The following is a 13,775-nucleotide window of genomic DNA, read 5'->3' as shown; positions in this document are numbered from 1 at the left end:
GCCACTTCTTTTGCTGAGCCCCATACTGGCGTTTCTCGAATGTCTTCTCGTACAAAAGAGCCCTTTAAATTTCTTTCGAATCCAAGTCCACCCGTAAACACTTAGAGGAATTTGCCATGCGATTGCTTATCTTAGTCCCCATTATTCATACAGAGCAGGACATGGGGTCCTTCTCCGATCAAGCCAAACAGGAGTACGTGCAAAAGTACGGCTTGGCCAAATGGGAAGAGCATCTGGAGGTGATTCACGGACTCTGGACTGGCATTCGTCAGTTGATCTGGCAGTTGATCGAGGCCCTGGCTTTGCCGTATGAAAGGATTCGTCTTTACCAGGACGGCTTACCTGAATGTGGCCGCGAAGAAGAGCTCGTGAAGGAGGTGGCCGGTCGCGGCAGCAAGAACCATCAATTGCTGCTGGACTTGATGCAAAAAGGGGCCGCGTTGATGGGAACCGAATCCCCGGAGTTACTAGTGCAGGAGCTCACATTGCTCCGCGCTGGACTGGCGGCACCGTCTGTGTCCGAGAAAGCCGATGCCGCACCAGCGATCGACGAGGGCCACAAACTCCTGGCCGAACGAGATCACTACATTGCCCAACGTATCAACGACACCTTGTGCGCGGACGAGATCGGTTTCCTGTTCTTGGGCCTGGCTCACTCGGTTGAAGCGCTCCTGCACCCGGATATACAGGTGAAGCACCTTATGCCATCGCTTAGTGCCAAGGGTGCCAAAACGAAATAGGGGCAACACTCCCGGGAAGTTCTTACCTATTTTCATGCCAAATAGGAGAAATATTCCCTACATCTCAAATTCGAAGCGTGAATGCTTATTCCTCTCCCCGTGCTAAGTCACTTGGGACACTAAGGCCAAAGAAGCTCGGCACAAGGACAGCGCTCTCACTGGGCTTGCTGAAGAGTTTGTATAAAATGTTGATTTTAATGGTTATTTCTTAGACTGACTCGTCAAAGCGGACCTGTGCAGACCTTCCCTAATGCGCAAATCTCCCCTTGGGAGCGGGGAAGGTTTTCATTCCCCTGCGTTTTGGCACGTAATATGCTTATATTAAGTGCGGCCGGAAGTTAACCCTATTCCGGCCGTGACACATGGGTTTAGACCCTTCAGAAGAAACTTTAGGAGCTATTTAAATGGCGAACGTACAAAAATCAACAGACTCTTCGAGCCTGGCAGAAGTAGTTGACCGTATCTTGGACAAAGGTATTGTCATTGACGCCTGGGTCAAAGTATCTTTGGTCGGCATCGAACTAGTGTCGATTGAGCTGCGCGTAGTGATTGCGTCGGTCGAAACTTACCTCAAGTATGCGGAAGCTATTGGCCTCACAGCCAGTGCAGCATCGCCCGCGTAAGGTAGTACCCAGACAGTTGCCTGGCCGGGAGAGACACTTAAGTTCTTTCCCAGCCGGGTAATTTAAGGGCATTAAAATCTGAATACGATAGAGGTGTTCTATGGGTAAGTTCACAGAACAAATGGCGTCACTGACGGAATCTGTCGTTGCCTCAAGGCGAGACTGCATTCTGACCGTGAAGAGTATGCTGTCCGAATTTGGCCATGCGCAAGCGAGCATGTCGCACCAACAGAAGTCCAGCCTTGCTGCCGGATGCAGCGCACGGGCACATCAGGTCGATTCGATGCGCCGGGGGCATCGCGAGGACCAGGGCCGCATGGGGCGCGATCTGCGGCGCGGGCTCTCACAAGCGACCAATCAAATTTCAATTTCTGTAGCATCCTTGCGGGCCGGTAGTTCCATGGAACATGCTGCCATGGCCAGGGCCCAACAGAAGCAATTTACCAACGATAACCAGGCGCGCGTCAAAGGGAATGACAGGCTGATGGGCGAGTTCAGCGTGTCACGTCAAAACATGTCACAAAAGCTTTCTCAAGACCTCGAGAACTTCGCGCTTTCGATTCGAAACGGGGCTGACGTTATGCTCGGCGGGTTCAAGCAAACGCATGGCGAGATGGCAGGGCAATTGCGGAAAACATTAAGTGCCGACACAGCAACGCTTCGCGGCGATGTCACCAAATTGAAGCTTGGCTTCAACAAGACGCAAATTGAGTTGCGCGATGACATGCAAGCTGCCGCTCAGATATGGAACAACAGGAACAACAGAGGGTCTGCCATGTCAGGTGAGACCTCCCAAGCGGCCGTCAAGGCGGAGGGCGGGGGTTTTGGACTGGCGGGAAAAGTGATGAAAAAGTCCGACTTTGACGCGCGCGCGGCTGATTACCCGGAAATCGAAGCAAAATCACAGCCAAGCAAGGACGGATCCAAGATGTCAGGTGAGGAAAAAGTCCTCCAAGTCCTCCAAATCGTACGAGAAAACCCGAATGGTATTTCCGCCAGTCAAATCGGCGCGCAGGTGTCGCTGCCTGCCATTGAAGTCGGCAAAATTATGAAGGGGTTGATCGAAAAAGGAGAGGCCCTGAGAGATGACGGGGCGCGGCTCTATACCCCGTCCAAGGGCGGCTGATAGCCCCCCTGGCAGCTTGAATTATTTCCGGTCATCTGAAATCGATTGCGCGTACTGCACAGGCAGGGCAGGCCTCTGAAAAATCAAATGGCTTGCCTTGTTTGAAGTGTCGGGGGCTGGGGGAGATCACAACTACAACGCGCGAAGAGGGAAAAGTGTAATGGGACAAGCTGAAAATTTAACATTGCTGACATTGGACAAGAGGCCGGATTTCGTCGAGACCGATTATATCCAAGATATCACGCAGCGGGCACTGAGCTACATCAGGGCGGGCTATCCGGTTCATTTTAGCGGACCCGCAGGAACCGGAAAGACGGCATTGGCGATGCATGTGGCTGCCCAACTGGAACCCCAAGTGATTCTCATCCAAGGTGACGACGAATTTGGCAGTTCGGATCTGGTGGGTGGAAACAATGGTTATCGTTCGACCCAGGTGATCGACAATTACGTCCCCTCGGTGATCAAAAAAGAAGAGAGCGTCTCCAAGCAATGGGTTGATAACCGACTGACGTCGGCGTGCAAGCATGGGTTTACGCTGATCTATGACGAGTTCACTCGGTCCCGTCCCGAGGCCAATAATGTGTTGCTTTCAGTCCTTGAAGAGCGACTGCTGGTGTTGCCCAGCTTGCGGGGCGGCGAGAGTTATCTGCAAGTACACTCCGAGTTCAGCGCCATTTTTACTAGCAATCCTGAAGAGTACGCCGGGGTTCATAAGACTCAAGACGCGCTGCTAGACCGGATGATCACGATCAAACTGGATCGCCATGACGCGGAAACAGAAATAGCGATCACCCAAGCGAAATCTGGGCTGCCCCGAATACAGGCGCAGGCAATCGTGGAGATGGTCCGCGAGTTTCGAACCATAGGGGTCAACAACGCGCTTCCGACGATTCGGGCCTGCGTCATGCTGGCGCGCATCGTGGCGTCGCGAGGTAGCGTCGTTGACGCTTCAGATCCGCTGTTCCGCCAAATGTGTCATGACGTAATGAATATCGATTGCGTCAAGGTTACACACGATAGTCAGGCGCTGGGTTTGGAACGGTTGGATGAGATCATCGACAGATTCTGTACCGTTGCGGTCAAGCCCATTGAGGCTACGGTTCAAGTCCCCAAACAGAAACGTGCCAGTCCCGCAGTGCACGCGCGTAAATAGGAGTACGGCTATGAGCATCGAACGTCGCGGGGTGACCCATCTTCGTACCATGGCTGGGCTGAGGGACGCCCGCAGCAGCAGGACTTCGCATGGGGCTTTGTTGGAATTATCCATGCTGGGAGTCGAGACACTGCGGCTCACTACCGAGATGCAGCGCGCAGAGCGGCGCTGTGCGGATATCCGCAAGCGGATTGCGGAAATTGACATCAAGGCACAGCGACTCCACCGCTTTGTGGAGAAGCCCTCCATGGATGCGCCAAGTGTAGCAGAGGCTGACTCTTCCCCGACCCACACGGTGCCACCGGGCAAGGCGAAGAGCAGGCGCTTGTCTTATTGATGGCCGGCATAGACCACGGTTGACCGTGAGATGGGGTAAACTATAGTCCACCATAAAAAGGAGATGCTATGAGTATTTGTATTCGAACTTGCGCCAATGTCACTTCTTCATTGAAGACGGCGGCATTCCAGGTGGTGCTGGCACGCGATCCCCGCGGCTTGGTCTATCGTGCGCGAAAAGACATCCTAAGCGTGAGGCGGCTTTCGCAGACACCTATTGCTACGCCTGGTCCGAGAGTGGTAAGAGGGCGAATCAGGACAAATTGCGGGAAGACACCGTGTCGCTAAATTTACTCAAGTTCCAAGCGTAGCCCTTCTGTCGTGCAGACTCCTAGCGCGTTGAACAATGCAATCTTTGGAAATTTCCGACATGAAGAAAGTTAACCCGTCCACATCACGGCGATACTTGTACGCCATTATCGATGCCAGTCAAGCCGGCAAATGGGGAAATATCGGAATCAATGGCGCGCTCGTGACAACGATCACCAAAGGCCCGGTTGCAGCAGTGGTCAGTGGCATCGCAGCTAAACGCGTGCGGCCTGAGCGCGCCAACTTGGCTTCTCACAATGGCGTGATCAAATTGCTAATGCAGGAGAGCACCATACTGCCAGTGGCTTTTGGTACTATTGCCGACCGCCATCAGGCGGTGGAGTTTCTTCTTTCCAAGAATAGCGCGCTCCTCGTAGAACAACTCGACAGCCTGAGGGGAAAGGTAGAGATGGGGCTGCGCGTGCGCTTTGATGTGCCGAATATTTACGAATATATAGTAAGCACACATCGCGACCTGAGGGACGCGCGTGATACCGCGTATGGGGGTCCGCAAGAACCCATGCGCGGGACCAAGATCGAGCTGGGAGGTCAGTTCGACCGTTTGTTGACCGCGGAGCGGGAGACCCATACGGCAACTGTTCTGCCGGTGCTGAGTGCCCACTGCGTGGAGATCAAACCCAACCCGCCGCGCAATAATCTGGAGGTGATGAATCTGGCCTGCCTAGTCAAGCGCGAAGACCTCAAAGCATTTGAAGACGCCGTGTTGGCGGCGGCCGGTCAATTCGACAATAACTTCGCGTTCGATTTCAACGGTCCTTGGGCTCCTCACAATTTCGTCCATATCGAGCTTAATATAAAGAGCAGCCATGTTTCTCGTCGATAACATTCTGCTCGCGCCGTTCAACAGTCTGATTTGGGTGTTCAAGGAAGTCCACAAATCGGCGCAGCAGGAAATTGACGGAGAGGCCGATAACATCACCCACGCGCTGAGCGAGCTTTACATGCAGCTCGAAACCGGGGAGCTCACGGATGAGCAGTTTGCGGCCGAAGAGAAAGTGCTGCTTGACCGGCTAGATGAAATCTGGGAGCGCGAGGAGGGCGCACCGGACGCGACTGAAGCGATGGATGAACCCGAGGGCAATGAACCGTGACGATTAGCGCCTCTCGTTCCTTGCCGGGTTTCCTTGGAGACGAGGGCTTGCGTCTGCTGCTGTTTGGCGGGAAGGGCGGGGTGGGGAAAACCACCTGTGCGGCTGCGGCTGCGCTCCACTTGGCCGCGAAGAATCCCGCACGTTCGTACTTGCTGGTGTCCACCGACCCGGCCCATTCTCTGCGTGATTGTCTGGCTGGCGGCGCGTTGGGTCAAAACCTGACGCTGCGGGAAATTGACCCGCAGGGCAGTCTGGCGCGGTTTCGGGCGCGGCATCACCATCATCTACGCACTATCGCGCTGCGCGGCACGTTTCTTGATGAGGCCGATATCGCTCAACTGTTGGGCTTGTCGATGCCGGGTCTGGATGAAATGATGGCCTTACTGGAGGTCGTGGCATGGGTCAAGGAAGATCGTTATGCTTGCATCGTGGTAGATACGGCGCCGGCTGGCCACACGCTTCGGCTGCTCGCGCTTCCCGAACTGATGCGCAAATGGCTGGTAGTCCTGGATACGATGCTAGCCAAGCATCGGTTTATGGTGAATCTTTTCAGCAAACGTTACGTCAAGGATGCAGTAGATCTCTATCTGGAAGAGATGGCATCCGACCTTCGCTACCTGTGGACATTGCTTCAGTCGTCAGCGCAATGCCGCTTCGTGCCGGTGTTGCTGGCCGAGAGGCTCAGCGTGCATGTCACGCGCCGGATGCTGGAGGAACTGGCCTCGCTTCAGATTCCCGTGCGCGAGCTGGTGGTTAACCGGCTGCTCCATTCTCAGCCTGAATGCCCGCTCTGCTCGGCGCGGGTGGCGACACAAACAGCGCTGATCGCGGATAGCCAGCGAATCTTTCCCGGCCATGAGCCATGGGGATTGCCATTGGTACTTGAAGAAACGCGGGGCACGGAGCGACTGACATCCCTGTGGGAGCAGTTGCGGCCGCTGGACGCATGGCAGCAGCTTGCTCCTGCGAGCGCGCCTGTCCCTGCGCCTGCTCTTGAGTCTTTTGCCGCGGTGAAAAATCCGGCTTGCCTTCCCTCCTCCTTTATGAAGCTGCTTTTTTTTGCGGGCAAGGGCGGGGTGGGGAAAACAACCCTGGCATGCGCTTCGGCGCTGCGGCTGGCTGAAGAGTGGCAAGACAAGGAAATTCTGCTTGTTTCCATCGATCCGGCACATTCACTGTCCACCTGCTTGAACCGGCAGATCGGACCTGATGAAGTGCGGATTAGCCGCGGGCTGAGCGCGATAGAGCTCGATCCAGAAGCTGAACACGCACGATTAAAACAACTCTATGCCGATGAAGTGGCGGGGGTCTTTGAGCGCCTGTCGGCGCAGGCTCATATCCACGTTGAATTCGATCAGGAAGTGATAGAGCGCCTCATGGACACCGCCCCACCGGGTCTGGATGAGATGCTTGCGATCACGAGGATCGTGGAACTGATGGACCAGGGACGCTATGACCTGTTTATTCTGGATACCGCTCCAACGGGTCATCTTCTGCGCTTCCTGGAGATGCCAGAGCTGATCGAGGCCTGGTTGAAGACTTTTTTCAGCATACTCCTTAAATATCGGCAGGTGTTTCGGCTGCCGAAAGTTACGCAGGCCATGGTGGATCTCTCCAAGAAGGTAAAACAGTTCCGGCGCGTTCTGACCGATCCGGAACGGGCGTCGCTGATGGTGGTGACGATTCCCACCGAGATGGCGTATGAAGAAACCGGGGACCTGGTGGCTGCTTGTGAGCGACTGCGGGCCTCAGCTCCGGTGTTGTTCGTGAATATGGTCACGCCGGAGTCTTCATGTTCGACCTGTTCCGCGCTGCGGCGCGGGGAGCTGCTTCTGTTGGAGCGGTATCAGGAGACATTCCGAGAGCAAAGTCTCACCGTTGTATACTGGCAAGAATCAGTTGAGCGGGAGCGACTGGGCATCCTGGGGCGCTCACTTTATGACGGCTTAAACTAAGCCCACACGATCAAAATCTCGTTGAACATCACGAAAAAAGGAGCATTGTATGCAAACGGAAACCGTATTGGGTATGACGAAACCAGCGATTGCACCAACCGGTGGCGCGGGAGAAGCCGCGGGGGATCCGTCTGTGAACGGCAGGGTACTCGATCGTCTGTTGGGCATGGCGCACCGCTACCGCAGTGAAGGCAATCTGCGGCAGGCGATGGAGATGTACTGGAATGTGCTGGAAAACCACCCCGGTACGGCGCAAGCGGAGGGCGCGTGCGTGAGCCTGCTGGATCAGGCGGACGCGTATGAGCGGGACGGCGCCAGGCATGTGGCGCGTGCTGTCTATGAGCGTCTGTTGTAATTTGAAGGAGTTCTGCGACGATGAATAAACCTGTTAACTATTCAGACAGCATGTCTTTGTGCGAAACCCTGGACCGGGTTTTGAACACAGGCGTGGTGGTGGTCGGCGAAATCGTTATTTCGGTGGCCGATATCGATTTGATCTATCTGGGCATGAACCTCACGCTGACTTCGGTAGAAACCGCTAATGAAGCGAAGCTGAAGCGGGCACTGGAAGAACAAGCATGACAGAACCCGAAAGCCCTTCGCCGTCGCCGCGTATAGCGCTAGATCCGGAAAATATGCGCAAAGGACTCGGGCAACTTGTTCTGACGTTGGTTGAGTTGATCCGGCAATTGCTGGAAAAGCAGTCGCTCCGGCGCATAGAGGGTGGCACGCTTTCGGAGGAAGAAATCGAGCGCCTGGGCCTGACCTTTTTAAGATTAGATGAGGAAATGGAACGGCTGAAAAAAGATTTCGGGTTGACCGATGCCGAACTGAACCTTGATCTCGGTCCGTTGGGGAAATTACTTTAGGACAAACATGATGAATAAGAACGAAAACTCAATGACGCACTCCACAGATTCGTCCACTCTTGCCGATGTTCTGGAGCGTATTCTGGACAAGGGCGTGGTGATCGCCGGCGATATCAAGATCAACCTGGTGGATATCGAATTGCTGACGATTCAGATCCGCCTTTTGATTTGTTCCGTGGACAAGGCCCAAGAGATGGGCATTGATTGGTGGATGACCAATCCCTATCTCAATTCGGGGGCGAAGCAACAAGATGACAATCAGGAACTCGATACGCTTCGAGCGCGAATCGCCCATTTGGAGCAAGACCTTGCCCGCCAACCGGCCGCACCGAGCTGAACGGCTTCAAGGACGAAGCGCTAACAAACTTAGGAGAAATACATGGCAAACAAGGACAAATCAGGGCAGTTTTCCGAAGGCAAACAGCGCTTGGAAGAGATCCGGCGCCGGCTCGGGGGTCTGTTTGCAGGGCCGGCAGCGTCGAAGCCTGAAGAGTCGGGCTTAGACGGATTTTTAGGCGGGCTTGGCGGGCTCATTGACCAGCTTGGAAAACTGGCTGACGAGGCGGACAAAACCGGCGGCGTCACGAGCAAGAGCGGCAAGTTCGATCTGGGGCCGGACAAACGTCTGCAGGGCGTGTACGGGTTTTCATTCAAGACCGGCTTGGGCGAACAAGGAGTCAAAGTCGAACCCTTTGGCAACATTCGAAAGGACGAGCGCAGCGGCGTCGTGGAAGTCCGGGAAATTCGGGAGCCCATGACCGATCTGTTCGATGAGCCAACGCATATCCTGATCGTCGCTGAAGTGCCGGGCGTCACGCAGGAAGATGTGCGACTGGAACTCCACGACGATATCCTGACGCTGGCAGCCGAGCGGGGTGAGAAAAAATACCGCAAGGAAATGCTCTTGCCGGTCAGCTTCTCAGCGGACAAGATGAGCTTTACCTGCCGCGGCGGAATCGTAGAAATACGGCTCAATAAATAAGCACGCACCCCTTGGTCCTCTCGTCTTGTGAAATGAGGGGATGACCGCGTGGCGAAAACCGGAGAGTTCGATGCAGAAAAAAACCCGTGAGACGAAGAAGCCGGCCGAAGACGCGCTGCGGCTTAAAGTCAGTGAAGCCCTCGGCAAAGACGCTGGTCGGGCGCTAGCCAGGATGGATCCGGCCGATATTGAGGCGCTAGGGGCCAAGATCGGCGAGATCATCGAAGTTTCCGGGAAACGCAGCAGTGTCTGCAAGCTGATGCCCGCGTACAAGGAGTCCAGGAACGGGGCCAAGGTGCAGCTCGATGGTCTCTCAAGGGTCAACGCCGGAGTGGCGCTCGATGAAATCGTGACGGTGCGCAAAGTGGCGACGCAGCCGGCGCAGAAGCTGGTACTTTCGCCCACCGATGTGGTGCCAGGCGAGCGTGATATGAAGTATATCGGGAGCCTTCTGGATGGCCTTCCGGTGATTCAGGGCGATCGAATCCGTGCCACTTTGTTTGGCAGTCGGCACACTGAATTTATCGTCCGTGAGACGACACCGAAGGGGCCGGTGCTGATTGCACCGACCACCCTTTTGACGGTTGATGTGGCCTCAGTGGGGCAGGAAAACCGAAAATCGGGGCGGCTCACCGTCTCCTACGAAGACATCGGCGGGTTGAGCATCGTCGTTCAGAAGATCCGCGAGATGATCGAGTTGCCGCTGCGTCACCCGCAGATTTTCGAGAAGCTGGGCATTGAAGCGCCCAAGGGAGTGCTGCTGCACGGTTCACCCGGAACCGGCAAGACCTTGGTCGCACGTGCGGTGGCCAACGAGACGGATGCTCACTTTATTTCTCTCAGCGGGCCGGAAATCATTGGCAAGTTCTATGGTGAGTCGGAAGCGAAGCTGCGATCGGTGTTTGAGGAGGCCGAGCGTCACGCCCCCAGCATTATTTTTATCGACGAGATCGAGGCCATCGCGCCCAAGCGCGAGGAGCTGGGCGGAGAAAAGCAGGTCGAGCGCAGGGTCGTCGCGCAACTGCTGACGCTGATGGATGGGTTGAAGAGCCGGGGCAAGGTGATAGTCATTGCCGCCACCAACCTGCCAAACCTGCTTGATCCGGCGTTGCGCCGTCCTGGCCGCTTTGACCGGGAGATCGTGCTGCCGGTTCCGGACCGTCATGGACGCTTGCAGATTCTGGAGATCCACAGCCGCGGCATGCCTTTGGCGAAGGACAGCGACCTGAACGATCTGGCCCGTATCACATACGGATTCGTGGGCGCTGATATCGAGGCACTCTGCCGGGAGGCGGCCATGACCTGCCTGCGGCGGATTCTTCCGGACATCGACCTCGCACAGTCTGCTATCCCCTACGACACGCTGATGCAATTGGAAGTTTCAAGGGAAGATTTCCTGGCCGCACTGCGTGAGGTGGAGCCCTCGGCGCTGCGCGAGGTGTTCGTCGAGGTGCCAACGACGACGTGGGACGACGTCGGAGGCCTGGAGGAGATAAAGACGCTGCTACAGGAAGCCATCGAGTGGCCGCAGAAATATCGAGAGCTGTTGGAAGCGGCCGATGTGAAGCCGCCCAAAGGGATTCTCCTGGTCGGGCCTCCAGGTTGCGGCAAGACACTACTCGCCCAAGCAGCGGCCAGTATGTCCGAGATGAATTTTATCAGCGTCAAAGGGCCTGCATTACTGTCGAAATACGTCGGCGAGTCGGAATCGGCGGTGCGCGAGGTGTTCCGCAAGGCTAAGCAGGCAGCGCCCTGTCTGGTGTTCTTTGACGAGATTGATGCCTTGGTGCCACAACGGGGTGGCGGCTCTTCGGAGTCTCCCGTCAGTGACCGGGTGGTGGGTCAATTCCTGACGGAACTGGACGGGATCGAGAAGCTGACCGGTGTGCTGATCCTGGCTGCAACAAATCGCCCAGACATGATTGATCCGGCTCTGTTGCGTCCAGGACGCTTCGACGTGAAGGTGGTAATTCCACCCCCAGACGCACGGGAACGCCTTGCCGTCTTAAAGGTGCACACGCGCAAAAAGCGCCTGGCCAAGGGCCTTTCCATCGAAGAACTGATTCCCCGGACCGAGGGGCTTTCGGGCGCCGACCTGGCTGCGATTTGTCAGAACGCGGCGCTCAATGCCGTCCGGGAACGGGTGCAAAGCACTCGCAAGATTGAGGGCGCGGTGGTTCTCCAGCAGCGGCATTTTGAAGCCGCCCTAACAGGTATCAATCGATGAACTCGATCTATCTATATTGTCTGGCCGGCTCGGCTTGTGTCGCTATGGTGAAACAACTGTCTCAACAGGAAAGTGCAGGAATTGATGAACGCTTTCCCCTGTTGACGCTGGAACGAGACGGCATCGTAGCCGTGATCGGAGAAATCGATGCCGGTGAATTTAATGAGCAGAACCTTCAGTCCATGGAATGGGTGGGGCCACGGGCCTATCGTCATGCCGCGCTCGTGGAAAAAATCATGGCCGTCTCATCGGTTCTGCCGGTTAAATTCGGCACGATCTTTGACTCGGCGGAGAGCTTGACCCGACTCCTGACCCAGCATCGGGAGCGTATTGCCGCGTTTCTTGAAAAGCTGCGTGGAGAATCGGAATGGAGCATCAAGGCTTATCTGGACGAGGAGCGCGCTCGATCTAGCGTGAGGGCCGCGAACCCCGCCATCCAGGCCCGGTTCGCGGCACTGTCTTCAGCACCTGGGGCTCGGTATCTGCAGCAGAAACAGATCGATGTCATGCTCGATGCGGCATTACGGGTGTGGGTGGCCGATCAAGCCCGCAATATGAGCGATGCGCTTCAGGCCCATGCCGTGGAAACTGCTGAATTGCGGCTTCTTTCCAGCGAGGCGTCCGGGCGCCCGGAATGCATGGTTTTCAACAGTGGTTTCCTGGTGGCCGATCCGGCCCTGCCCGCCTTTCGTGCGGCGCTCTCTGCGTTGCAGGAAGCCGGGCGCGAGGACGGCTTGACACTGGAACTGAAAGGCCCGTGGCCGCCCTATAATTTTTGCCCAGATCTGCGGGCAGAAAGCTAATCTTCAGTGAAGACCCCTATCGATATACAGGCTATGCAAGGCGGAGGAATGAGCGATGGCTAGACGCGTGAGTTCGAATATTTTATCGTCACCGGAAAAATGGCAAGAACAACTCTACGACATGCTGCTTGAGAGTATCCCGTCCTCAGTGCTGCTGGTGGACCGGTCGCTGCGGGTCATTTCGGCGAACCGAAATTTCCTCGAGAAGGGCCGCCGCAACGAGCGTTCGACGATAGGCGCATCGATGAACGATGTCTTCCCGACGCCCATTCTGGAATTCACTAAAATAGAAGCCAAAGTTCGGCGAGTGTTTGAGCAAGGCGAGTTGTTGCGTGGAGATCAGATTACCTATCGCGCTCCGGGAATTCCAACCCGCATTTACTACTACACGGTGGTTCCCGTCAAGGCCGAAGGTCGGGTTGAGTGCGCCATGATCCTGATGGACGATATTACAGAAAAGGTGCGCCTGGTGGAGCAGGCTCATCTGGTTCAAATGCGTCTGGCGAATGTGGTCGAATACGCCAACGATCTCCTGGTGTCTGCCGATGCCGAAGGCTGCATCGTCACCTGGAACCCCGCTGCGGAGCGAGTCACCGGCTTTTCATCCAGAGACGTGCAGGGTCGCGCTATGTTTGATCTGTGCGAACACGGTGATCAGGAAGATATGAAGTCAATGATTCAGCAGCTGGCTCGAGGGAAATCGGTACGCCCGAGGGAGTTGCGTCTCGTCGCTAGTTCAGGGGCACTGATTCCGGTGGCGTGGGCATTCTCTTACATGCGCGACGAATCCGGGAAAGTGAGCGCTCTGGTGGCAGTCGGCCGTGATCTGACTGAGCGGCATGCGTTCGAAGCGCAACTAGCTCAGAACGTGAAACTGGCCGCGCTGGGGGTCATGGCCGGAGGAATCGCGCATGAACTGCGCAACCCTCTGTCCGTCAGCTATTCGGCCGCACAATTTCTGAATGAGGGTGCCCCGGACCCCGCATTCCACGCAGAATGCGTGCAAAAGATTCTCGCCGGCATAGAGCGGGCATCCGGCATTATTGAAAACCTTCTGCGCTTTTCCAGGCCGTCGGAGGTCGGCAACACGAAGATCATCGACCTCGTGCCCGTCGTACGCGAGACCGCACGTCTCCTTAGCAATCAGGGGGCACTACAAAAGGTCACCGTGACGGAGAACTATCCTGCAGTCAGCATTTTCATCAACGGCAACGTGAGCCAGCTCCAGCAGGTGTTAATGAATCTGATTTTTAACGCCTATGCCGCGATGCCTGATGGGGGTGAACTCAAGATTGCCGTCCTCCATGAGGATGGATGGGCAGTTATTGTTGTTCGCGACACAGGTTGTGGCATTGCGGAGGCTAATAGGGCCAAAATATTTGACCCCTTCTTCACCACCAAAGCCGCTGGCAGTGGGACCGGGCTGGGACTGTCCATCTGTCACACCATCATTAGCCAGCACGAGGGCAGCATCGATGTGGATAGCGTGACTGGGAAAGGAAGTACCTTCACGATTCGTCTGTCGACAAGGTAGCGCGGG

16 protein-coding genes are annotated in these 13,775 nt (G+C 55.9%); all 16 read left to right on the top strand.

Annotated elements, in window-relative coordinates:
• Positions 1–116 precede the first annotated feature (116 nt).
• The 16 genes from ATI45_RS13950 to ATI45_RS13875 all read left to right on the top strand — a co-directional run bounded on the left by ATI45_RS13950 (position 117) and on the right by ATI45_RS13875 (position 13,769).
• Positions 117–740, top strand: coding sequence for a hypothetical protein (locus tag ATI45_RS13950; RefSeq protein ID WP_098420080.1), 624 nt, complete (start codon positions 117–119; stop codon positions 738–740).
• Positions 741–1,144: 404 nt separating this feature from the next.
• Positions 1,145–1,363, top strand: a complete 219-nt coding sequence (gvpA, locus tag ATI45_RS13945; RefSeq protein WP_098420078.1) for a gas vesicle structural protein GvpA — start codon at positions 1,145–1,147, stop codon at positions 1,361–1,363.
• Positions 1,364–1,463: 100 nt separating this feature from the next.
• A complete protein-coding gene (locus tag ATI45_RS13940; protein ID WP_098420076.1) occupies positions 1,464–2,489 on the top strand; it encodes a hypothetical protein in 1,026 nt (341 codons plus the stop codon).
• Positions 2,490–2,649: 160 nt separating this feature from the next.
• A complete protein-coding gene (gene gvpN / locus ATI45_RS13935; protein ID WP_098420074.1) occupies positions 2,650–3,642 on the top strand; it encodes a gas vesicle protein GvpN in 993 nt (330 codons plus the stop codon).
• Positions 3,643–3,754: 112 nt separating this feature from the next.
• Positions 3,755–3,979, top strand: coding sequence for a hypothetical protein (locus ATI45_RS13930; RefSeq protein ID WP_143751164.1), 225 nt, complete (start codon positions 3,755–3,757; stop codon positions 3,977–3,979).
• A gap of 369 nt (positions 3,980–4,348) precedes the next feature.
• The gene (locus ATI45_RS13925; protein WP_179888413.1) at positions 4,349–5,131 is read left to right on the top strand and encodes a GvpL/GvpF family gas vesicle protein; all 783 of its coding nucleotides are present in this window, start codon (positions 4,349–4,351) and stop codon (positions 5,129–5,131) included.
• Entirely contained in the window at positions 5,115–5,399 is a 285-nt protein-coding gene (locus ATI45_RS13920; protein WP_098420068.1) for a gas vesicle protein GvpG, read from the top strand. Before ATI45_RS13925 ends, ATI45_RS13920 begins: the two co-directional genes overlap by 17 nt.
• 47 nt (positions 5,400–5,446) lie before the next feature.
• On the top strand, positions 5,447–7,354 hold the full coding sequence (locus ATI45_RS13915; protein ID WP_179888067.1) for an ArsA family ATPase: 1,908 nt from the start codon (positions 5,447–5,449) through the stop codon (positions 7,352–7,354).
• Between the two features lie 49 nt (positions 7,355–7,403).
• Complete coding sequence (locus tag ATI45_RS13910; RefSeq protein WP_098420064.1) at positions 7,404–7,709, top strand: hypothetical protein; 306 nt, start codon at positions 7,404–7,406, stop codon at positions 7,707–7,709.
• 20 nt (positions 7,710–7,729) lie between these two features.
• Positions 7,730–7,936 (top strand): gas vesicle protein GvpJ, encoded by a 207-nt coding sequence (gvpJ, locus tag ATI45_RS13905; RefSeq protein WP_098420062.1) that lies wholly within the window; start codon positions 7,730–7,732, stop codon positions 7,934–7,936.
• Positions 7,933–8,223: a gas vesicle protein K gene (locus ATI45_RS13900; RefSeq protein WP_098420061.1), complete on the top strand. Its 291-nt coding sequence runs from the start codon at positions 7,933–7,935 to the stop codon at positions 8,221–8,223. Before gvpJ ends, ATI45_RS13900 begins: the two co-directional genes overlap by 4 nt.
• 7 nt (positions 8,224–8,230) lie before the next feature.
• Positions 8,231–8,560 (top strand): gas vesicle protein, encoded by a 330-nt coding sequence (locus tag ATI45_RS13895; protein WP_228706033.1) that lies wholly within the window; start codon positions 8,231–8,233, stop codon positions 8,558–8,560.
• Between the two features lie 42 nt (positions 8,561–8,602).
• Positions 8,603–9,205: an Hsp20/alpha crystallin family protein gene (locus tag ATI45_RS13890; protein ID WP_098420058.1), complete on the top strand. Its 603-nt coding sequence runs from the start codon at positions 8,603–8,605 to the stop codon at positions 9,203–9,205.
• Positions 9,206–9,275: 70 nt separating this feature from the next.
• Positions 9,276–11,432 carry a CDC48 family AAA ATPase gene (locus tag ATI45_RS13885; protein WP_098420057.1) on the top strand — a complete coding sequence of 719 codons (2,157 nt, stop codon included), beginning with the start codon at positions 9,276–9,278 and terminating at the stop codon, positions 11,430–11,432.
• The gene (locus ATI45_RS13880) at positions 11,429–12,235 is read left to right on the top strand and encodes a GvpL/GvpF family gas vesicle protein (RefSeq protein WP_098420056.1); all 807 of its coding nucleotides are present in this window, start codon (positions 11,429–11,431) and stop codon (positions 12,233–12,235) included. Before ATI45_RS13885 ends, ATI45_RS13880 begins: the two co-directional genes overlap by 4 nt.
• Before the next feature lie 55 nt (positions 12,236–12,290).
• Positions 12,291–13,769 (top strand): PAS domain-containing sensor histidine kinase, encoded by a 1,479-nt coding sequence (locus ATI45_RS13875; RefSeq protein ID WP_098420055.1) that lies wholly within the window; start codon positions 12,291–12,293, stop codon positions 13,767–13,769.
• The last annotated feature ends 6 nt before the right edge of the window (positions 13,770–13,775 follow it).

It is taken from the genome of Marinobacter sp. LV10MA510-1 (assembly GCF_002563885.1).
Classification (GTDB): domain Bacteria; phylum Pseudomonadota; class Gammaproteobacteria; order Pseudomonadales; family Oleiphilaceae; genus Marinobacter.
Note: the sequence above shows the minus strand (reverse complement) of the source record. Positions and strands in the feature narration are given on the sequence as shown.

Excerpts from the sequence above, each read along its gene's own strand:
- ATI45_RS13880 (WP_098420056.1), top strand. The coding sequence starts at position 11,429 with ATGAACTCGATCTATCTATATTGTCTGGCCGGCTCGGCTTGTGTCGCT.
- ATI45_RS13925 (WP_179888413.1), top strand. The coding sequence starts at position 4,349 with ATGAAGAAAGTTAACCCGTCCACATCACGGCGATACTTGTACGCCATT.
- ATI45_RS13910 (WP_098420064.1), top strand. The coding sequence starts at position 7,404 with ATGCAAACGGAAACCGTATTGGGTATGACGAAACCAGCGATTGCACCA.
- ATI45_RS13885 (WP_098420057.1), top strand. The coding sequence starts at position 9,276 with ATGCAGAAAAAAACCCGTGAGACGAAGAAGCCGGCCGAAGACGCGCTG.
- ATI45_RS13900 (WP_098420061.1), top strand. The coding sequence starts at position 7,933 with ATGACAGAACCCGAAAGCCCTTCGCCGTCGCCGCGTATAGCGCTAGAT.
- ATI45_RS13950 (WP_098420080.1), top strand. The coding sequence starts at position 117 with ATGCGATTGCTTATCTTAGTCCCCATTATTCATACAGAGCAGGACATG.
- ATI45_RS13930 (WP_143751164.1), top strand. The coding sequence starts at position 3,755 with ATGCTGGGAGTCGAGACACTGCGGCTCACTACCGAGATGCAGCGCGCA.
- gvpA (WP_098420078.1), top strand. The coding sequence starts at position 1,145 with ATGGCGAACGTACAAAAATCAACAGACTCTTCGAGCCTGGCAGAAGTA.
- gvpN (WP_098420074.1), top strand. The coding sequence starts at position 2,650 with ATGGGACAAGCTGAAAATTTAACATTGCTGACATTGGACAAGAGGCCG.
- ATI45_RS13895 (WP_228706033.1), top strand. The coding sequence starts at position 8,231 with ATGATGAATAAGAACGAAAACTCAATGACGCACTCCACAGATTCGTCC.
- ATI45_RS13940 (WP_098420076.1), top strand. The coding sequence starts at position 1,464 with ATGGGTAAGTTCACAGAACAAATGGCGTCACTGACGGAATCTGTCGTT.
- ATI45_RS13890 (WP_098420058.1), top strand. The coding sequence starts at position 8,603 with ATGGCAAACAAGGACAAATCAGGGCAGTTTTCCGAAGGCAAACAGCGC.
- ATI45_RS13875 (WP_098420055.1), top strand. The coding sequence starts at position 12,291 with ATGGCTAGACGCGTGAGTTCGAATATTTTATCGTCACCGGAAAAATGG.
- gvpJ (WP_098420062.1), top strand. The coding sequence starts at position 7,730 with ATGAATAAACCTGTTAACTATTCAGACAGCATGTCTTTGTGCGAAACC.
- ATI45_RS13920 (WP_098420068.1), top strand. The coding sequence starts at position 5,115 with ATGTTTCTCGTCGATAACATTCTGCTCGCGCCGTTCAACAGTCTGATT.